We start from the raw sequence: 18,153 nt of genomic DNA, 5'->3' as shown, positions 1-18,153 counted from the left end.
CGACCGCCGACGGTATGGACACTCTGACACTCGCCAACAACGCCCCGCAACCGACGAGTTGAAAATTGCAGCGGCCGAGGTGCATGCTGCTCCGGTCGGGGGCTGATCGCGACGGACCGCGACCGTGCAGATGTCCCGGCAAGGGGGTAGGCGTGAGCGCGGAGACCGACTGGGGCGGCGCTCCTTCCGTGCTGCGCATGATCCTCGGCAGACAGCTGGAGGAGCTGCGGAGCAGGGCCGGACTCAGCTTCGAGCAGGCCGCCGAGGCCATCGGGGTCAGCCACTCCACGATCCGCCGTATGGAGGCCGCCAAGGTGGCCCGGCTGCGCCTCGCGGACACCGAGAAACTGCTGCAGACGTACGGCGTCACGGACCAGCAGGAGATCGACACCTTTCTGCAGTCGGTCCGCGAGGCCAACAAGCGCGGCTGGTGGCACACCTACCGCGATGTGCTGCCGGACTGGTTCGCCGCCTATCTGAGCCTGGAACAGGCGGCCCTGCAGATCCGCGGGTACGAGCCGGAGTTCGTGCCCGGGCTGCTGCAGACGGAGGACTACGCCCGCGCCCTGCTGAGCGCCGGCAATCCGCACGCGCCGCCCGGGGCGACCGAGCGGGGAGTGGCGTTGCGCATGCGGCGCCAGGAACTGCTGTCGCGCCCCTCACCGCCGCGCGTGTGGATCGTGATGGACGAGACCGTGCTGCGCTGGCCGGTGGGCGGCCCCCGGGTGATGCGCGCCCAGATCGACCATCTGATGGCGATGCACGCGCTCCCCCATGTCACCGTGCAGATCATGCCGTTCCGCAACGGCCCGCACCCCGCGCTGCGCGCCGGCGCCTTCCATCTCCTCAGGTTCAGGGCCCCCGAGCTGCCGGACATCGCGTATCTGAGCGGCCTGGTGGGCGCCGTCTATCTCGACAAGGGCGACGACGTGGTGGTCTACCGCGAGGCCCTGGACCGGCTGGGCGCCCAGTCCGCCCCGCCGACCAAGACCGAGGCGCTGCTCGGCGCGATCCGGAAGGAGCTGTGAGGCCGCCCTCCGCTCCCGCTCCCGGTGTCCCCCGCGTCCCCCGGTTCCCCCTGGGCCTTCCCGGGCCCTGACCTGCACTCCCATCGACCGCTCGTTCACCCCACCACCCATCGACGAGACCTGGAGGCGGCGTTGCCCGACAACGGATGGCCGGCCGACCGTATCGACACCGAGAACGCGCACTCGGCGCGCATCTACGACTACATCCTGGGCGGAAAGGACTACTACCCGGCCGACAAGGAGGCGGGTGACGCCATGGCGCGGGAGTGGCCCGCGCTCCCCATCCATATGCGCGCCAACCGCGACTGGATGAACCGGGCGGTGCGCTGGCTCGCCGAGGAGGCGGGGATACGCCAGTTCCTGGACGTCGGCACCGGCATCCCCACCTCCCCCAACCTGCATGAGATCGCCCAGTCGGTGGCCCCCTCGTCCCGGGTGGTGTACGTCGACAACGACCCGATCGTGCTCACCCTCTCCCAGGGACTGCTGGCCAGCACGCCCGAGGGCCGGACGGCGTATGTCGAGGCCGACTTCCGCGATCCGGAGGCCATTCTGGCCGCGCCGGAGTTCCGCGAGACCCTGGATCTGGACCAGCCGGTCGCGCTGACGGTCATCGCGATCGTGCATTTCATGCTGGACGAGGACGACGCGGTCGGCATCGTCCGCCGGCTGCTCGAACCGCTGCCGTCCGGGAGCTACCTGGCGATGTCCATCGGCACGGCCGAGTTCGCCCCCGAGGAGGTGGGACGGGTGGCGCGCGAGTACGCGGCGCGCAACATGCCGATGCGGCTGCGGACCATCGACGAGGCGCACGAGTTCTTCGAGGGCCTGGAGCTGGTGGAGCCCGGTGTGGTCCAGGTGCACAAGTGGCATCCGGACGGCGGCGGTGAGCAGGGCATCCGGGACGAGGACATCGCGATGTACGGAGCCGTCGCCCGCAAGCCCTGAGGTCCGTGCCCACACCCCGGGCGGCCTTCCGCCCCCGGGGTGCGGGCACGTCCCGGCCCACCACCCGCCGGGCGGGGAGCGATCCCTACAACCGCGCCAGCACCGGCAGCAGTTCGGCCGCCGCGGCCACGTCCGCCGTCAGGGGACGGTCCTCCGTGCCCTGGGGCAGCACCGCCGCGGCCCGGGTGAAGGCCGGGATCGCGGGTGGGACCGTGCGGAGCCTCGACGCCCGTACCGCCACGACGAGTTCGCAGGCCAGGACGGTGCGGTAGGCGTCCGCCGCCCGCAGGGTCTGGCGGACGGCCTGCGAGGCGAAGCTGGCCGCCTCCTCGAGACCGTGCGAGAGGACGGCATGGTTCGCCGAGGCGGGGGACGCGCAGGCGTGCAGCTCGGCCAGCGCGGAGTGGGCGGTGTACTCCAGGATCATCGTGCCGGAGCTGCCGACGGGGCCCGGGGCCAGGAACGCGGGCAGTCCGGTGAGGTCCGGCCGGCCGAGCGCGGTCAGCCGGGCGGCGGACAGCCGGGCGGTCCCCAGCAGGGCCAGGCACAGTCCGTCCAGGGCCAGGCCGAGCGGCGCCGCGAAGAAGCCGCCGTGGTGGTGGGCCGTGCCGTCCTCACCGATCAGCGGGTTCTCCGAGGGGCAGTTGACCTCCACCCCGATGATCCCGCGCAGCGCGTCGACGGCCTCCAGGGCGGGCCCGTGCACCTGGGGGAAGGCCCGGAAGCCGTACGGGTCCTGGATCCGCTCCCCGGCCGGCGCCGACCGGTCGGAAACGCCCAGCAGCCGCCGCACCTCCCCGGCGGCGCGGGCCGCCCCCGGATAGGGGCGCAGGGCGTGCACCGGGGCCGCGTAGGCCTCCAGGGAGCCGGACACCGCGGCCAGCGACAGGGCGGCCACCGCATGGGTGGCCCGCAGCAGCACCGTCAGCTCGTGGCAGACCAGCGCGGCCCTGCCGAGGGCCAGGGCGTTGCTGCTGAGCAGGGCCAGCGCGTCACCGGGCCGCGGGACCACGGGCGCGGGCAGACCGCCGGCCGGGTCGCCGAGCCAGGGGCGTTCCCCGATCAGGGTGAGCCCGGTCTGGGCGAGCGCCGTCAGATCGCCGGTGCCGAGCCCGCCGTACTCGTTGACGGCGGGATGCACACCGAGCCGCAGGGCGTCGGTGAGGGCGGTGACGAAGGCGGGCTGGATGCCGGAGCCGCCCGCCAGCAGCTGGTTGGCGCGCACGGCCAGCATCGCCCGGACGTCACGGGCCGGCAGCAGGGCTCCCGCCCCGCCCGCATGGCTGCGCAGCAGTCGCAGCCCGTGGTCCGCCTCGTCCTGCGCCGCGACCGTCACCGAGCGGTGGGCGCCCACCCCCGTGCCGCGGCCGTACAGCCGGCCGGTGGCGGCGAGCCGCTCGGCCGTGCGCCAGGAACGCCGGGCCCTTTCCAGTGCCCCGGCGGGCACCTCGGGCACGGCCTCGGCGTCGGCGAGGCGGACCACCCCGTCGACGTCGAGGCCGGTGCCGTCGAGAACGACACGGTCACCGCCGGAACCGGTGGGCGGCGGCGCACCCGTGGGTTCGTTCGCGGTGGTGTCCATGGCGGGGAGGTCAGTCCAGTCCGGCCGACTTCAGCCAGGCCTTGGCGACGTCCAGCGGGTCCTTGTTCTCCAGCTGCACCTGGCTGTCCAGGCGGAGCAGGGTCGGGGTGTCCAGCTTGGCCGACACCGCGTCGAGCGCCTCGACGCCCTCCTTCGACAGTCCCGACTTGTAGACCAGCGGCTGGACGTTCTCGAACCCGAAGAGGTTCTTCGGGTCCTGGAGGATCACAAAGCCCTCCTTGGCGATGGTCGGGTCGGTGGTGAAGAGGTCCGCGGCCTGGATGGTGTCCTTCTTCAGCGCCGCCTGGGTCAGCGTGCCGCCCGCGTCCAGCGCCTTGAAGGACTTGAAGTCGAGGCCGTAGAGCGTCTTCAGGCCCACCAGGCCCTGCTGCCGGGTCTGGAACTCCGGGGAGCCGCCGATGACCAGGTCCTTGGCGATCGCGCCGAGGTCCTCGATGCTGGACTTGTCGGTGAGGTGGTACTTCTTCGCGGTGGCCGCGTTGACCACGACGGCGTCCTTGTCCTCCGCGGCCGCCGGCTCCAGCAGCGTCAGCTTGGAGTCCAGCTTGGCCTCGATGGCGGCCGTGGTCGCGGCGACCGTCTTCGGAGCGGCGTTCTTGTCGAGATAGGCGAGCAGCGCGCCATTGTACTCGGGAAGGACCGTGATGGAGCCGTTCTTCAGCAGGCCGTAGGTGGTCTCGCGGCTGCCGATGTTGGGCTTGTAACTGACGTTGATGCCCTTGGCCTTGAGGGCCTCGCCGTAGATGTCGGCGATCAGGATGCTCTCGGCGAAGTTGTTGGAGCCGACGACGACCGTGTCACCCTCGGGCTTGCCGCCCGACAGCGGGTTGTCGGACGTGTCGTCGCCGGACGAGGAACACCCCGCGAGCAGCGCCGCCGTGGCGGCCAGCGCGACGGCCGCCGCACCGGGGAGTCTCCTGCTGGACGTGCTGGTGTTCGCGGTAGAAGTCACGATTCCCGTTCCGGGCCGAGGGATGGGGGCAGGACTGGCGCTGTGCGGCATACGGACACCCGCACCCAACTGATCCAATCCAGCCGGTTCTCGATCAGTCAAGCGCATTCTGGTCACCGATCGGCTTCGATAAGGGGCCAGTTGCGTACGTCTGAGGTGAAGAACCAAGGGAAGGACCGCGGGGGAACCGCGCGCTCTTCGTAATGGATTCTTGACGTAGGGCCACCGGAGCCGGAGTCCGAAGAGGCTGTAGTCTCCCGGAAGTTGTCGACGAGCAGCACTGTGGGCGGACAACGGCGTCCAGGTCCGTCCTGTACGGTTCTGCACCGACCCCGGTCGGTTTCCGCTTGCGAGCCCGCTCGGTCAATGACGGTCAATGACGGTCATGCGAAGTCCTCGCACGCGCTGAGACGCCTTCGAAGGAGGCTTGGTGTCCACGAACGAGGTGGACGCGCCGGCCCGCCCGGCGCCGTCGCCGCCGTGGGGCGGCCTACGCGGCTTCGCCGACCGATGGCCCTTCCGGCGCAAGCTCAATGTCCTGGTCGGTGTACCGCTCGCGGTGGTCGCCGTGCTGCTCGCCTATCTCATCACCGATCTGGCGCAGCAGTCGGACCGGGCGCAGTCGGCGGCCCGGCTCGTCCGCGACAGCACCCAGGTCGCCCGTCTGGTGGGCCGGGTGGAGGCCGAACACCAGCAGGCCATTCTGCTCTCCGTGCGCTATGAGGCGGCCGTCGGTGACTACCAGCCCTCGCTGGCCGCCTACCGCGCGGCCCAGAAGGCCGTGGACGCCCAGGTCGCGACGGTCCGGGAGACCTTCGGGGACCGGCTGCCGACGACGGAGAACCAGGCGCTCAGGGAGGCCGAGGGCCTGGCGGGTCTGCGCGAGACCGTCGAGCAGGGGTATCTGCCCGCGGACAACATCGACCCGGCCTACACCAACGTCGCCAAGGGCCTGATCGACGGCCTCGGACTGGACCGGAACCAGGACCTCGCCGACACCTTCACCGGCCATCTGCTCGACTCGCTGCTGCGGGCCGACGCCGCGCACGGTTCCTTCGAGACCGGCGTCTTCTCCGCGACGACCGGGGACAGCAATGCGCTGATCGAGTTCACCGGCGCGGTCGGCGCCCATGAGCTGTACCTCTACCAGGCCGACCGGTTCGCACGGTTCGCCACCGACGAGCAGGTGGACGAGCTCTCCGGCATCGAGCACAACGTCGCCCAGCGGGAGATCGCCGAGGCGTACGCCGAGCTCCAGGTCGACCCCAGCGGACTCCAGGCGGGCACCCCGGCCGAGGTCCGCCACGGCTTTGAGGCCGCCCTGGCCGGATACGCCTCCTATCCCAAGCAGGCCGACGAGCGGCTGAAGATCACCACCTCACTGATCGACCAGATCGCCGACCGGGCCGACGCCGCCTCCCGCACCGCCCAGTGGCGGGCCGGGCTGCTGCTGGGCCTCACCGTGCTCGGCTTCGCCTGCTGGCTCGCCTTCTCCGTGGTGGTACGCCGCTCGGTGGTGCGGCCGGTGCGGGCCCTCACCGGCGCCGCCCAGCAGGTCGCCGAGGTCGCGGGCCGGGAACTCTCCCGGGTCGCCGACGACGACGCCGAGGACGACGGGCCGCCGCGGCTGCGCGAGGTGCCCGTCACCGCGCACGACGAGATCGGCGAACTCGCCGAGGCGTTCAACCATGTACAGTCCACCGCCGGTGCGCTGCTCGAGCGCCAGGTGCTCAGCCGCCGCAATGTCGCCGAGATGTTCGGCAACGTCGGACGCCGGGTGAGCAATCTGACCACCCGTCAGCTCGCGCTGATCGACGCGGTGGAGCGGGGCGAGACCGACCCCGCACTGCTGGAACGCCTCTACTCCATCGACCACATCGCGGTACGGCTGCGGCGCAACGCGGACAGCCTGATGCTGCTCGCCGGCATCCGTGAGACGGTCCTGGACTCCGGTCCCACCGCGCTCACCAACGTCGTACGTGCCGCGCTCGGCCAGATCGAGGGCTATCAGCGGGTACGGCTGAGCGCCGCCACCGAGGTCATGGTGGCGCCCGACATCATCGGCGACCTGACCCTGATGGTCGCCGAACTCCTGGAGAACGCCGTGGCGTTCTCGCCCGCCGACAGCCCCGTCGAAGTAACCGTGCACATGGGCGGCGAGGGCGCGGTGATCTCGATCGCGGATCACGGCCTGGGCATGAGCCCCGAGCGGCTCACCGAGGAGAACGCCCGGCTGATCCGCCGCGAGCGCCTCGATGTGATGCCGACGAAGGTGCTCGGCCTGTTCGTGGTGGGCACGCTGGCGCGGCGCTGGGCGGTCGAGGTCGTCCTGTCCCGTACGCCCGGCGGTGGTGTCACGGCGACCGTCGAGATCCCCCTGTCGCTGCTGCTGACGATGAGCCCGATGGACATACCGGAGAAGACCAGGTCCGCGGAGTCCGCCGGCGCCAGGACCGAGCCCGCCGCCGGGGCGTCTGCCGCCTCCGGTCCGAAGCCTTCGGGTGCCGGAGCGTCCGGCCCGCGGCCCTCTGCCGCGGCCGCGACGGACCAGGTGCCGTCGGCCGCCACCGTGTCCGGTCCGGTGCCCTCGCCGGACACCGTGTCCGGCCGCGTACCGTCGTCCGCCGCGGGGGAGGACCCCGTACCGTCGTCCGCCGCGCGGGAAACCCCCGGAGCGACGCCCGCCACCGGGTCCGCCACGCCCGCCGCCCGCCCCCCGGCCGAGCACCCGACCGCCGGCGCGCCCGGCGCCCTGCCCCGCAGGGTCCCGCGCCGCGGATCCGCCCCGGAAGGGGACGGGGCGGCCGAGAAGCACCACGAGCGGCCGGACGGTACGGAACCCGGTGCGCACGACCGCGCCGAGGCGCCCGGCCTCGCCGGAGACCACGACCGCGCCGAGGAGGCCCCGCTCATCCCCCGCCCCCGCACCGGCGACGCCCCTGTGCCGGCGTCCTCCCCCACCGAGGGCGTCGCAGGCGGCCCGCGGCCGCTGCGGCGGCGGGTGCGGGGCGCTACGCTGCGGACCGCCGGCCAGGACCGGCCCTCGGCACCCCGGGCACCCCGGGCCCCCCGGACCGCCGACGCTGACGAAGTCCGCAGCGCTCTGGAAGAATTCGAGGCAGCGGTGGAGCGCGCCCACCGTGACAGCACCCCACGATCCGCCCCCCACGACACGCAGGACCAGAACCACCTCCCGGAAGGAGCGGAGCAGTGAGTACGTCGACAGGTGACACTCCGGCTGGAGGCACCACGCCGGCCGATCTCCAGGCCGCCGCAGCCGACTTCACCTGGTTGCTCAATCGTTTCGCCAATGAGACGGCAGGGGTCGTCGACGCCATCGCCGTCTCCTCCGACGGGCTGCTGATCGCCGTCTCCGAGCTGCGCGAACAGGCGGACTCCGAGCGGCTGGCCGCGATCGTCTCCGGCATCACCAGCCTGGCCGCCGGCGCCTCCGGCAACTACGGCCTGGGCGAACTCAACAAGGTCATCATCGATCTGGAGGGCGGCCATGTACTGGTCTCCTCGATCGGCAGCGGCGCCGTGCTCGGTGTGGTCGCCGACAAGGAGGCCAAGCTGGGCAACATCGCCTATGAGATGACCCTGTTCGCGAACCGGGCCGGTGCCGCCCTCAGCCCCCAGCTGGTGCTGGAGCTGAAGAACAGCGTCGGCGCGGCCGCGACGGGGTGACCGGTCTCCACCCGGTCGAGGAAGGAAGTAGCACCGATGGCGGACGGCCGCACCGAGCGCGGCGCCGACGAGGACGGTTTCGCGCCCGCGGAGCCGGTGAACCCGGTCGGCCCCGTCGCGGCCGTACGGCCGTTCCTGGTCACCGCCGGCCGGGTGGCACCCACCGCCTCCGGTCGGCCGGTCCCCGTCGAGACCCAGGTGGTGGCCACCGTGGCGGGTCTCACGGCGCTCGACCGGCTTTCCTTCGAGCAGCACGACATCGTCGCCGCCTGCCGCCGTCCGCAGTCCATCGCGGAGATCGCGGCCCGGCTGCGGCTGCACCTCAATGTGGTCCGGGTCCTCGCCGAGGACCTGCGGGCCGCCGGGCAGTTGACGGTGTATGTGCCCCACACCGACGTCACGCATGACGCTTCCGTCCTGCGCAGGGTTATCGATGGCCTCCGCGCCATCCCCGACTCCCGGGGAGTTACTCCGTGACACCGTCCGAACAGGCCACCCTCCCCCGCTCCCTCGGCGCCGGCCGCACCGGGGACATCCCCCTCGCGGGCGCGGAGACCGTCGTACGACCACCGCTGCCGGTGAAGATGGTGATCGCGGGCGGCTTCGGGGTGGGCAAGACCACCGCCGTCGGCTCGATCTCCGAGATCGAGCCGCTGACCACCGAGGCGGCCATCACCGAGGTCGCGGCGGGCGTGGACGATCTCACGCACACCCCGCGCAAGACGACGACCACGGTCGCGTTGGACTTCGGCTGTATCACCGTCGACCCGACCCTGAAGCTGTATCTGTTCGGCACACCGGGCCAGGACCGGTTCGGCTTCATGTGGGACGACATCGTGGAGGGCGCGGTCGGCGGGCTGGTCATCGTCGACACCCGCCGCCTCGACGACTGCTATGCGGCCGTGGACTACTTCGAGCACCGGCAGATCCCGTTCGCGGTCGCCCTCAACGCCTTCGACGGCAAGGTGGAGTACGACGTGGACCAGGTCCGCTGGGCACTGGACGTCTCCGAGCACGTCCCGGTCATCGTCTTCGACGCCCGGGAGCGCGGCTCGGTCCGCGACGCGCTGCTCGTGGTGCTGGAGCAGGCGCTGGCCCGTACGGAGGGGTGACACCGGCGTACGAGAGGGGCCCGGGAGCCGATACCGGCCCCCGGGCCCCTTTTGTCCATGCCGTCCCTGCCCGTGCCGTCAGGCGCTTCTGCGCACCCCCGCCGACACCGCGAGGCGCGTGAGGGCCCAGAACACCGCGAGGGTCACCAGGGCGAGCAGCGCCACCAGCGTGGCACCGCCCACGACCTTGGAGTAGTCGTGCTGGTAGAGGCCGTCCACGATGTAGCGGCCGAGCCCGCCGAAGCTGACGTACGCCGCGATGGTGGCGGTCGAGACGATCTGGATGGCCGCCGAGCGCAGACCGCCCAGGATCAACGGCAGCGCGACCGGCACCTCGACCTGAAGAAGGATCCGCGGCTCGGTCATGCCCATGCCCCGGGCGGCGTCCACCGGTGACGGGTCCACGGAGCGCACCGCCTCATAGGTGGTCACCAGGATCGGCGGGACGGCGAGCACCACCAGTGGAATCATCACGGGGGTCAGACCCAGGCCGAGGAGGACGAACATCAGCACCAGCAGGCCGAAGCTGGGCAGCGCACGGGCGGCGGTGGCGATGAGGGCGAGGGCGTTGCCGCCGCGCCCGGTGTGGCCGGTCACCAGCCCCACCGGCAGTCCGATGGCGGCCGCGATGGCGAGCGCCATCAGGGAGTACAGGATGTGCTCGGTGAGCCGGGTGGGGATGCCGTCGTAGCCGTGCCAGTGGGCGTGGTCGCCGAAGAAGAGGCTGCCGAAGTGGAAGACGTTCACCGGGACGTGTCCTCCAGGGAGAGTGCGGCCGACGTGGGCCGGGCGTCGGCTTCGACGGGGCGCCTGCCGCCCGTGCCGCCCGGCATCCACGGGGTCAGAAGTCTGCGGGCGAGCACCAGCAGGGCGTCCACCAGGACGGCCAGCACGGCCGAGGTGACCACGGAGAGCACCGCGAGCCGCGGCCGATGGTAGAGGTTCGCGTCCTGGAGCAGGTTGCCGAGCGCGCCCTGATTGCCGATCAGCATGCCGACGCTGACCAGGCTGATGCTGGACACGGCCGCCACCCTCAGTCCGGCGATGATGGCGGGAGCCGCGATGGGCAACTGCACCGTCGCATACCGGCGTACCGGCCCGAAGCCCATGGCCGACGCGGCGGCGAGGGTCTCCTGCGGCACCGAGCGGACGCCGTCCACGATCGCCGGGACCAGCACGACCAGGCTGTAGACGGTCAGCGGGATCATGACGGTGATCTCGTGCAGTCCGGTGTAGTCGATCAGCACGACGAAGAACGCCAGCGACGGGATCGCGTAGAGCACGGTCGTCGCCCACAGCACCGGCGGGTACAGCCAGCGGAACCGCACACACACCTGGGCGATCGGCAGCGACAGCAGCAGCCCGGCCAGCACAGGCAGCAGGGCCTCGCGCACATGCAGTCCGATCAGACCGATGTAGCTGTGCTGGAGGTCGCTCGGGATGTCGAAGAACCCGTTCATCCGGCGACCTTCTCGTCCGCCCGGCCGGCCGCGTGGGCGCTGCGGATCGCCTCTCCGATCGTCTGCTGCGACACCACCCCCACCACCCGGCCGGCGCCGTCCACGGCGACCGCCCAGCCGGTGGGCGACAGCACCGCGCAGTCGAGCGCGGCACGCAGCGAGTCCTTGCCGTACTCGAACGGCCGCCCGTACGGCAGCAACCGCTCCGGCTCGATGTCCCCGGCGATCAGGTCCCCGGGCTCGCTCCAGCCGAGCGGTTTGCCGTCGACCGCGGTGACCAGCAGATACGGCGCGTCGGTCGAGCTCCGGGAGGCGATCTGCTCGGCGGAGGCGTCGAGGGCGACGATCGGGGTCTTCTCCAGCGGGAGGGCCCCGGAAGGGAAGAACGACAGCCGCCGGATGCCCCGGTCCGCGCCGAGGAAGTCCTCCACGAACGCGTCGGCGGGGGACGACAGCAGCTCGGCGGGCGGCGCGAACTGGGCGAGCCTGCCACCGGTCCGCATCACCGCGACCATGGTGCCGAGCCGGATCGCCTCGTCGATGTCATGGGTGACGAACACGATGGTCTTGCCCAGTTCCTCCTGGATCCGGAGCAGCTCCTCCTGGAGGCCCTTGCGGACGACCGGGTCGACGGCGGAGAACGGCTCGTCCATCAGCAGCACCGGCGGATCCGCGGCCAGCGCCCGGGCGACCCCGACCCGCTGCTGCTGTCCGCCCGAGAGCTGATAGGGGTAGCGCCGGGCGAGCGCGGCGTCGAGGCCCACCCGTTCCATCAGCTCCCTCGCCCGCTCCCGGGCCTTCTGCTTGGTCCAGCCGAGCAGCCGGGGCACGGTGGCGATGTTGTCGACGATGGTGCGATGCGGGAAGAGACCGGCGTTCTGGATGACGTAACCCATGGACCGCCGCAGGGAGTTCACCGGCTGCCTGCCGATGTCGACGCCGTCCAGGCTGATGGTGCCCTCGCTGGGTTCGACCATCCGGTTGATCATGCGGAGGGTGGTCGTCTTGCCGCAGCCCGAGGGGCCCACCAGGACCGTGATCGAGCGGTCCGGTATCTCCAAGGACAGCCGGTCTACCGCCACCGTGCCGTCCGGGTACCGCTTGGTGACTGAATCTATCCGTATCAAGGTGCCGAAGACCCTTCGGGTGTGGCAGGAGCGGCCCGATCCCGGCCGTTTTCGCACGGGCCGTAGGGGTGAAAGTCTAAACCTCCACCTTCGCGCGGCCCGGGCGCAGACCTGCCCCGGCCACGGACAAGAAACAAGGACTTTACACAACGGTGCTGCTGTGAAGGCCGGGTGCTGGTTACGGTCGTCCGATGCAGGTACTTCGCTACACGGCGTTCACCGCCGACCCGGCCGGCGGCAACCCCGCCGGAGTGGTGCTCGACGCCACCGGCGCGGACGACGCCACCATGCTGGCGACGGCGGCGTCCCTCGGCTACTCGGAGACGGCGTTCCTGACACCGCCCGAGCACGGGGACGGCGACGAGTTCGGCGTCCGCTACTTCAGTCCGCTCGCCGAGGTGCCGTTCTGCGGTCACGCCACCATCGCCACGGCGGTGGCCCACGCCGAGCGCCATGGCCCCGGAACCTTGCGGCTGCGCACCGGAGCGGGCCCCGTCACGGTCACCACCCGCTCCCCGGAGGACGGCCCGGTCACCGCCACCCTGGTGAGCGTCGCCCCGCGCACCGCGCCCCTCACCGCCCCCGTCCTGGCCGAACTCCTCACCGCCCTGCGCTGGTCGGCCGACGACCTGGACCCGGCACTGCCCCCGCGCGTCGCCTACGCCGGCGCCTGGCACCCCGTCATCGCCACACCCGACCGCGCCCGCCTCGCCGACCTGGACTACGACTTCCCCGCCCTGGCCTCCCTGATGGACCGCGAGGGCTGGACCACCGTCGACCTCGTCCACCGCGAGTCACCGACGGTCTACCACTCCCGCAACCCCTTCCCGCCCGGCGGCGTCACCGAGGACCCCGCCACCGGCGCCGCGGCCGCAGCCTTCGGCGGCTACCTCCGCGAACTGCACCTGGTCCCCGCCCCCACCACCCTGACCATCCACCAGGGCCACGACATGGGCCGCCCCAGCACCATCACGGTCACGGTCCCGGCAAACCCGGCCACCGGCATCGCGGTCTCGGGGACGGCGGTAGCCCTCTGACGGGACGGGGGCGAGGGCGGGGTCAGTCTTCAAACGGAGGGCGTTGAGCGGAAGAGGCGGTGATGGACATGACTGAGTGCAAGGGCCCGGTGGCGGCACTCCGTCCGGACGCCCCTGGGCTCCGGGACGTTCACCCGCGCGCCTCCGGCGGACGCCCCAGCCCGGTTGTGAACTCGCCGAGGAGTCGCCGGCCCGCGACTGTGAACGGGTGATCGGCTCCCAGGCCGCGTTCCCGCCGGGCCACGACATCCGCCATGATGTCGCCGGCCGCCACCAAGTCGCCCCGTGCGGCCCGGATCCGGGACAAGAGCTGCTGCGCCGAGAGCGCGATCGGGTGGTCGGGGCCGAAGCGCCGCCGGTACGCCTCGGTGACCCGCCGGATCTCCTGTTCGGCCTCGTCGAAGCGGCCCAGCAGATACAGCGCCCAGGCGTGGTTGTGATGGGCGCCCAGGGTCACCGTGTGGTCGGGACCGAGGAAACGTACGCATTCCGTGGGCAGGGAGAGCAGGGCGCCGTCTTCTTCGACGACGCTCTCGGACGCGGACAGCAGGACCAGCAGACTGGAACGGGAGCGCAATGTCAGCGGGTGGGCAGGACCCAGCGCCCTTCGCCTGCCGACAACCGTGGAGCGGAGGAGCGAGACGGCCTCATCGCGTTCTCCGACGTTGCCGAGCACCAGCTGAAGGCCGTGACGGCTGTCCAGGGTGTCCGGGTCGTCAGCCCCGAACAGTCGCTCCTGAGTCGTGTGAAGGCGTCTGAGGAGGAGTTCGGCCTCGACGTATTCGCCCAGCCGGAAGAGTGCCCGGCCGGCCCTGGAGCCGGCGGCCAGGACGAGCCGGTGCTCGGCGCCGAGTCGCTGTTCACCGAGGTCTGCGGCGGCTCGGGCGGTCTCCCAGGCGGACACGTAGTCCCCCGTGCGGTGCAGGGCGGTGGACAGCCTGGTCACCGCGGCCAGTGCGTCGGCCGATGTCGACGGGTCCTCGGCGCGCCGCAGCAGGGCGAGACCGTGCGGCACCAGCAGCCGAAGCAGCGGATCGTACGGACCGGCGTCGGGTACCTCGGGCACGGCAGCGTCGAGCAGTCGGACCGCTGTGGCGTGGAGCATCGGCACCACGTTCGCAGGGGTCGCCGCGACGACGCTGTCGAGCAGCACCGCGTGGCTCGTCACGCACCGCTCACCGACGTCGAGCAGTTCGGTGAGCGACTGGTCCAGCAGTGCTCTCAGGGCCGTTTCGCAGCGGGCGCGCGGCAGGACACCGCTGATCTCGGCATGGCTGAGAAGGGACAGCGGCAGTGGCTCGGGGGCGAACCGCGACAGGAGCCTCAGCAGCGCGGTCGCTTCGGGCAGGCCGCGGGCCTCGAAGGCGTCGAGTGTCAGTTGCCACGTCAGACCCACCAGGTGCCGGGGGTCCTCCTCCGACAGGGCATCGGCTCCCTGGTCGATGAGGTCGACTCCGCCTCCTTCCTCCAGACGGCGCCCGTAGGTCTCCATCGTCCAGGGGTCGAGCACTTGCTGGGACAGGAAGCCGCCCGCCAGTGTGAGGGCGAGCGGCAGCCGACCGAGCCGGTCCGCGATCCGAGCCGCCTCCTGCTGCGTGCCACTGTGCGGGGCGAGATCCTGCAGCACCCGTGCGGCATCCTCACGCGGCAGTACGCCGATATGCTGCAGTTCCGCCCCCGGCCACCAGCGGGCGGCCGGACGGCGCGTGGTCACCACGACCGTGCCCATAGGACTGGTGCGCAGCCAGCTGCCGTCCCGGAGGATCTCGGGGTGGTCGGTGTTGTCGAGCACCAGCAGCCAGGGCTCGGCGGAGCGGTCGAGATACTGCCAGACCAGATCGGCGGCAGGACGGAGTCCGTTCCTGGCGGCCAGCAGCTCCCCGTCACCGGCGCCCCGGTCGGCGGCCACGGCGAGCATGCCCGCACGCAGGCTCGCACGGTCGGCGGCGTTGACCCACAGCCCGACCCGGCCGCATTCGCCGGTGGCCAGCTGAAAGAGTGTGTAGGCGACCGCGGTCTTGCCGCAGCCACCCATGCCGTACAGCACGTAGACCTCACCGGTCTGCCCTGTCCGCACACTCGCCAGCAGCCGTTCCAACACCTCGGCGCGATCGCGCAGCACGACTGGAGGGCGGCCGACCGCCGGACGGCGGACCGAGTCGGGGCCTGGAGGCGCGACCGCTCCATCGCCGTGTTCGCCGTAGTGGTGGTGCTCGCTGATGTGCTGGTCGCCCGACGCCTGGTAGACACGGCCACGGCCCTCGGCGTGGCCGTCCATCTCGCCTGTCATCGCTGCGTGTTGTGCTGGTCTCGCCCGGCTTGATAGATACGGGCGTTGCCCGACGCACTGGCGTGCTGGGTGATCGCGGATCTGCTCGCACCGCCCGGGTCGAGCTCGTCGAGCAGTCCACGCAGTTCCGCTGCGGCGCCGGGCCGGGCGGCGAGCAGCCGTCTCAGCCGCGCCTGCCACTCCGCATGCAGTTCCCCGAGGGTCTCCTGGTCCCCGGTCTCACCGGCCGCCAGGGCGTCTTCGCGAGTGGCCGTCAGTTGGGCGGCGACGGCCTCGGCTCTGTGTGGCTGCGTTCGCTGCCACAGTCGTGTGACGCCCTCCCGAGTGCGGTTCCAGGCGTCGGTCGTCATCAAAGTGACCAGTGTGACTCCCGCGCTCTGCGCGAGTAATGCCGTCTCCGGGTCCACAGTTCCCCCCTGCCCAAAATATTCAAATTTTTGTATTGTATACCGAATGACCCGCGTCTGCCGCATTTTGATACTGTGCCGCTTCGCGACCTCTCATCATGGCACTCTTGAGCCGCACGGGACAACAAGGGAAAGGCCCCACCATCTTCAGCGTGTCCATTTTTCACACACCCGAGCCGACATACCCAATGTTAAAGTAGCGAGATTCCGACCCGACTGAGGGGGAAATGACCATGAGTAGGCCATGGGAAGCCGACCCGACCACGACATTCAAGCGGCGCCTAGGGAAATCAGCTCAGGATTTAGGGCACACGACCGACAACCCCGACTGTCCCGACATCTGGGAACTCGAGAACGGGGACATTGCCATCATCGGGCGTGACCTCACACAACCTCTGGGCGGAAAGCTGCCCGTCGGAGTATCCGTCGGAGCGGACGAACGAATCGTGGTCATCCCGAGGAACATGCTCATCGCAGCGAAACCGGATATCCCGAATGTTTGACTCCTTCCCGAGCGGAACCTTCGAACGCATGGACCGCCCCACATATCACGCGCATTTCCGCCGTGTCTACGAGAGTGGAATTCACCATCTGAACAAACTCGAACGAGGACAGAACTTCAAAGAACGCGGGTTCGCCAGCTGGGAAGCCTTCGCTGCCGGAGAATGGGACCGCGCCCTGTCCCTCACTCAGGAAAAACGCGACGTCTATGCACGGCAGTTCCGCGACGCCGCACGGTTAGGCATTCTGGAGCGTCGCCTTCGCGTGGTGGAGTTCCCGGTGACCCCCTACGTGCACTGGGAGCTCTTCGTCCTGCGTCTGCGCGTGGAGTTGGGGGACAACATCAGGGTGCTCGATGCCCGCGAGATCTCGGACATCGAGAAGGACCGCCCTGTCCCCGAGGTGGTGATTCTCGGGGACGTCGCCATGTACGAGGTGCTCTACGACGATGACGGGAACGCAGCGGGAGCCAATCGCTTCACCGATCGGACACTGATCCGGGAGACGTCAGCCGGCTTCGACGCCCTGTATGAGCGGGGAGACGACTTCCACGACTTCTTCGACCGGGAGATCCTCCCCCTCGCCCCGCCCGCGGTCGCCCACTGAACGCCCATTTCGTTCGGAGCTCCGAGCCCCGCCCCCGGCGCCTTCCCGGGACGAGCCGTGACCGGACAGCCCGCATGCGACAGCACGGATGCGACAAGTAGTGACGTAGCGACAAGGGCGGTTGTGTGCGCGTCGCCCGCGCGAGCAGAAGCCGTACACCGTAACGGCTTGCCTTACGGAGGCGTTGAGGCAAGGAGGCGGTGAAGATGGACATGGCTGAGCGTGAGGGCGTGGAGGCGGGCGCCGAGGCGCTCGCGGAAGAGCGTGACGGCGGCGGCGCGGGGGCGGTCGTGAGTCTCGGGGACGGCTGGGAGAACGACGACGGCGCCGGACGGCGACCGGAGGACGAGGTCGGGCGCGGTGTCGTCGTCGCGTTCGGGCAGACCATGAAGACTCTGCGGGTGCGGGAGGGGCTGGAGCGCGAGGAGTTCGGGCGGCGGCTCGGGTATTCGGCGTCCACGGTTGCGTCGTTCGAGCAGGGGAGACGGATTCCGACTCCCCGGACGATCGAGCGGGCGGACGAGGTGCTGGGGGCCGGTGGGTTGTTGTGCCTGTGGAAGGAGCAGGTGGAGCGGGCTCAGTATCCGGTGTTCTTTCAGGGGATGGCGGTGCTGGAGAAGGAGGCCATTGAGCTGGTCTCGTACAGCATGCCTGTGCTCAACGGCCTACTTCAGACCGAGGAGTACATGAGGGGGCTGCTCGCCATGAGGCGTCCGCCTCTGGACGAGGAGACCATCGAGCAGCGAGTGGCGGCACGATTCGCCCGACAGGACATCTTCGATCGTCGGCCCGCACCCTTCCTGAGTTTCGTGCTCGACGAGTCGCTCCTGCGACGTCCGTACGGGGGTAAGACGGTGCAGCGCGGGCAGTTGGAGCACCTCTTGCTGATCGGTCGGAAGCGCAATGTCGAGATCCAGGTCATGCCGCTCGACCGTGAGGACAATGCGGGTGTGAACGGACCGTTCACCGTCGTCACGCGCAAGGACGGCAAGAAGTTCGTGTACGCCGAGGCACGGGGCATCGGCTCTCTGCAGACCGACCCCGAGCAAGGGGTACTGGCGGCCGCACTCTATGGGATTATCCGATCACAGGCTCTCAGTCCGCGAGAGTCAACGGAGTTCATCGAAAGGTTGCTGGGATCGCTATGACCAACGCTGAGTCCTCGACCGTCGCCTCCGGCCTTGCCTGGTTCAAGAGTAGCTACAGCGGAACCGAGGGCGGCGAATGCGTAGAGGTTGCGGCTGCCACGGCAGTTGTGCACGTCCGGGACTCGAAGGCTGGGGCCGGCCTCATGCTCACCGTCTCGCGTGACGCGTGGGCGGGGTTCATCGGGCTGGCCTCGTCGGAGCAGCGCGTCTGACGTTCGTACGGTCGTGGGAGCCCTGCCGACCCCGC

General features: G+C 70.6%; 18 protein-coding genes. 11 read left to right on the top strand and 7 right to left on the bottom strand.

Translation table 11 applies throughout. From position 1 onward, the window contains the following. Positions 1 to 152 precede the first annotated feature (152 nt). Complete coding sequence (locus tag CP978_RS26305) at positions 153 to 1,028, top strand: helix-turn-helix domain-containing protein (RefSeq protein ID WP_043444863.1); 876 nt, start codon at positions 153 to 155, stop codon at positions 1,026 to 1,028. A gap of 132 nt (positions 1,029 to 1,160) precedes the next feature. Further along, complete coding sequence (locus CP978_RS26300) at positions 1,161 to 1,976, top strand: SAM-dependent methyltransferase (RefSeq protein ID WP_043444862.1); 816 nt, start codon at positions 1,161 to 1,163, stop codon at positions 1,974 to 1,976. 85 nt (positions 1,977 to 2,061) lie between these two features. Here CP978_RS26300 and CP978_RS26295 read toward each other — a convergent pair whose 3' ends face one another. Together CP978_RS26295 and CP978_RS26290 are read right to left on the bottom strand one after the other, a co-directional pair. Then, positions 2,062 to 3,558, bottom strand: coding sequence for an aromatic amino acid ammonia-lyase (locus tag CP978_RS26295; protein ID WP_043444861.1), 1,497 nt, complete (start codon positions 3,556 to 3,558; stop codon positions 2,062 to 2,064). Positions 3,559 to 3,568: 10 nt separating this feature from the next. Then, entirely contained in the window at positions 3,569 to 4,531 is a 963-nt protein-coding gene (locus CP978_RS26290; protein WP_043444860.1) for an ABC transporter substrate-binding protein, read from the bottom strand. Positions 4,532 to 4,961: 430 nt separating this feature from the next. On the opposite strand from CP978_RS26290, the gene CP978_RS26285 reads away from it, so the two are divergent. From CP978_RS26285 to CP978_RS26270, 4 genes are all read left to right on the top strand, one after another. Then, complete coding sequence (locus CP978_RS26285; RefSeq protein WP_150478312.1) at positions 4,962 to 7,745, top strand: ATP-binding protein; 2,784 nt, start codon at positions 4,962 to 4,964, stop codon at positions 7,743 to 7,745. After that, the gene (locus tag CP978_RS26280; RefSeq protein WP_043444859.1) at positions 7,742 to 8,218 is read left to right on the top strand and encodes a roadblock/LC7 domain-containing protein; all 477 of its coding nucleotides are present in this window, start codon (positions 7,742 to 7,744) and stop codon (positions 8,216 to 8,218) included. Before CP978_RS26285 ends, CP978_RS26280 begins: the two co-directional genes overlap by 4 nt. 36 nt (positions 8,219 to 8,254) lie before the next feature. Next, positions 8,255 to 8,695: a DUF742 domain-containing protein gene (locus tag CP978_RS26275; protein WP_043444858.1), complete on the top strand. Its 441-nt coding sequence runs from the start codon at positions 8,255 to 8,257 to the stop codon at positions 8,693 to 8,695. A gap of 107 nt (positions 8,696 to 8,802) precedes the next feature. Beyond that, positions 8,803 to 9,330, top strand: a complete 528-nt coding sequence (locus CP978_RS26270) for a GTP-binding protein (protein ID WP_227745651.1) — start codon at positions 8,803 to 8,805, stop codon at positions 9,328 to 9,330. Positions 9,331 to 9,408: 78 nt separating this feature from the next. Here the strand turns inward: CP978_RS26270 and CP978_RS26265 are convergent, their stop codons facing one another. The 3 genes from CP978_RS26265 to CP978_RS26255 are packed head-to-tail and all read right to left on the bottom strand — an operon-like array spanning position 9,409 to position 11,917. Beyond that, positions 9,409 to 10,077, bottom strand: a complete 669-nt coding sequence (locus CP978_RS26265; protein ID WP_043444856.1) for an ABC transporter permease — start codon at positions 10,075 to 10,077, stop codon at positions 9,409 to 9,411. Continuing rightward, complete coding sequence (locus CP978_RS26260) at positions 10,074 to 10,790, bottom strand: ABC transporter permease (protein WP_043444855.1); 717 nt, start codon at positions 10,788 to 10,790, stop codon at positions 10,074 to 10,076. The genes CP978_RS26265 and CP978_RS26260 overlap by 4 nt, the downstream gene beginning before the upstream one ends. Continuing rightward, positions 10,787 to 11,917 (bottom strand): ABC transporter ATP-binding protein, encoded by a 1,131-nt coding sequence (locus CP978_RS26255; protein WP_043444854.1) that lies wholly within the window; start codon positions 11,915 to 11,917, stop codon positions 10,787 to 10,789. Before CP978_RS26255 ends, CP978_RS26260 begins: the two co-directional genes overlap by 4 nt. A 191-nt stretch (positions 11,918 to 12,108) precedes the next feature. On the opposite strand from CP978_RS26255, the gene CP978_RS26250 reads away from it, so the two are divergent. After that, positions 12,109 to 12,954: a PhzF family phenazine biosynthesis protein gene (locus CP978_RS26250; RefSeq protein WP_043444853.1), complete on the top strand. Its 846-nt coding sequence runs from the start codon at positions 12,109 to 12,111 to the stop codon at positions 12,952 to 12,954. A gap of 130 nt (positions 12,955 to 13,084) precedes the next feature. Here CP978_RS26250 and CP978_RS26245 read toward each other — a convergent pair whose 3' ends face one another. Together CP978_RS26245 and CP978_RS26240 are read right to left on the bottom strand one after the other, a co-directional pair. Next, the gene (locus CP978_RS26245; protein ID WP_043444852.1) at positions 13,085 to 15,244 is read right to left on the bottom strand and encodes a tetratricopeptide repeat protein; all 2,160 of its coding nucleotides are present in this window, start codon (positions 15,242 to 15,244) and stop codon (positions 13,085 to 13,087) included. Next, positions 15,241 to 15,651: a hypothetical protein gene (locus tag CP978_RS26240; protein WP_043444851.1), complete on the bottom strand. Its 411-nt coding sequence runs from the start codon at positions 15,649 to 15,651 to the stop codon at positions 15,241 to 15,243. Before CP978_RS26240 ends, CP978_RS26245 begins: the two co-directional genes overlap by 4 nt. A gap of 233 nt (positions 15,652 to 15,884) precedes the next feature. Here CP978_RS26240 and CP978_RS35820 point away from each other — a divergent pair, with 233 nt between their 5' ends. The 4 genes from CP978_RS35820 (at position 15,885) to CP978_RS26220 (ending at position 18,118) form a co-directional block, all read left to right on the top strand. After that, positions 15,885 to 16,154, top strand: coding sequence for a hypothetical protein (locus tag CP978_RS35820; RefSeq protein WP_079162557.1), 270 nt, complete (start codon positions 15,885 to 15,887; stop codon positions 16,152 to 16,154). Next, positions 16,147 to 16,758 carry a DUF6879 family protein gene (locus tag CP978_RS26230; protein ID WP_043444850.1) on the top strand — a complete coding sequence of 204 codons (612 nt, stop codon included), beginning with the start codon at positions 16,147 to 16,149 and terminating at the stop codon, positions 16,756 to 16,758. Before CP978_RS35820 ends, CP978_RS26230 begins: the two co-directional genes overlap by 8 nt. Before the next feature lie 212 nt (positions 16,759 to 16,970). Next, positions 16,971 to 17,906 (top strand): helix-turn-helix domain-containing protein, encoded by a 936-nt coding sequence (locus CP978_RS26225; RefSeq protein ID WP_043449527.1) that lies wholly within the window; start codon positions 16,971 to 16,973, stop codon positions 17,904 to 17,906. Continuing rightward, positions 17,903 to 18,118, top strand: coding sequence for a DUF397 domain-containing protein (locus tag CP978_RS26220; RefSeq protein ID WP_043444849.1), 216 nt, complete (start codon positions 17,903 to 17,905; stop codon positions 18,116 to 18,118). Before CP978_RS26225 ends, CP978_RS26220 begins: the two co-directional genes overlap by 4 nt. The last annotated feature ends 35 nt before the right edge of the window (positions 18,119 to 18,153 follow it).

It is taken from the genome of Streptomyces nodosus (assembly GCF_008704995.1).
In the GTDB taxonomy this organism is placed as follows: domain Bacteria; phylum Actinomycetota; class Actinomycetes; order Streptomycetales; family Streptomycetaceae; genus Streptomyces; species Streptomyces nodosus.
The sequence above is the reverse complement of the archived record's forward strand: the minus strand, read 5'-3'. Positions and strand labels throughout refer to the sequence as shown.

What these genes read in the sequence shown, in the direction of transcription:
- CP978_RS26295 (WP_043444861.1), bottom strand. Translation starts at nt 3,558, where the DNA reads ATGGACACCACCGCGAACGAACCCACGGGTGCGCCGCCGCCCACCGGT.
- CP978_RS26275 (WP_043444858.1), top strand. Translation starts at nt 8,255, where the DNA reads ATGGCGGACGGCCGCACCGAGCGCGGCGCCGACGAGGACGGTTTCGCG.
- CP978_RS26270 (WP_227745651.1), top strand. Translation starts at nt 8,803, where the DNA reads ATGGTGATCGCGGGCGGCTTCGGGGTGGGCAAGACCACCGCCGTCGGC.
- CP978_RS26260 (WP_043444855.1), bottom strand. Translation starts at nt 10,790, where the DNA reads ATGAACGGGTTCTTCGACATCCCGAGCGACCTCCAGCACAGCTACATC.
- CP978_RS26250 (WP_043444853.1), top strand. Translation starts at nt 12,109, where the DNA reads ATGCAGGTACTTCGCTACACGGCGTTCACCGCCGACCCGGCCGGCGGC.
- CP978_RS26245 (WP_043444852.1), bottom strand. Translation starts at nt 15,244, where the DNA reads ATGACAGGCGAGATGGACGGCCACGCCGAGGGCCGTGGCCGTGTCTAC.
- CP978_RS35820 (WP_079162557.1), top strand. Translation starts at nt 15,885, where the DNA reads ATGAGTAGGCCATGGGAAGCCGACCCGACCACGACATTCAAGCGGCGC.
- CP978_RS26230 (WP_043444850.1), top strand. Translation starts at nt 16,147, where the DNA reads ATGTTTGACTCCTTCCCGAGCGGAACCTTCGAACGCATGGACCGCCCC.
- CP978_RS26225 (WP_043449527.1), top strand. Translation starts at nt 16,971, where the DNA reads ATGGCTGAGCGTGAGGGCGTGGAGGCGGGCGCCGAGGCGCTCGCGGAA.
- CP978_RS26220 (WP_043444849.1), top strand. Translation starts at nt 17,903, where the DNA reads ATGACCAACGCTGAGTCCTCGACCGTCGCCTCCGGCCTTGCCTGGTTC.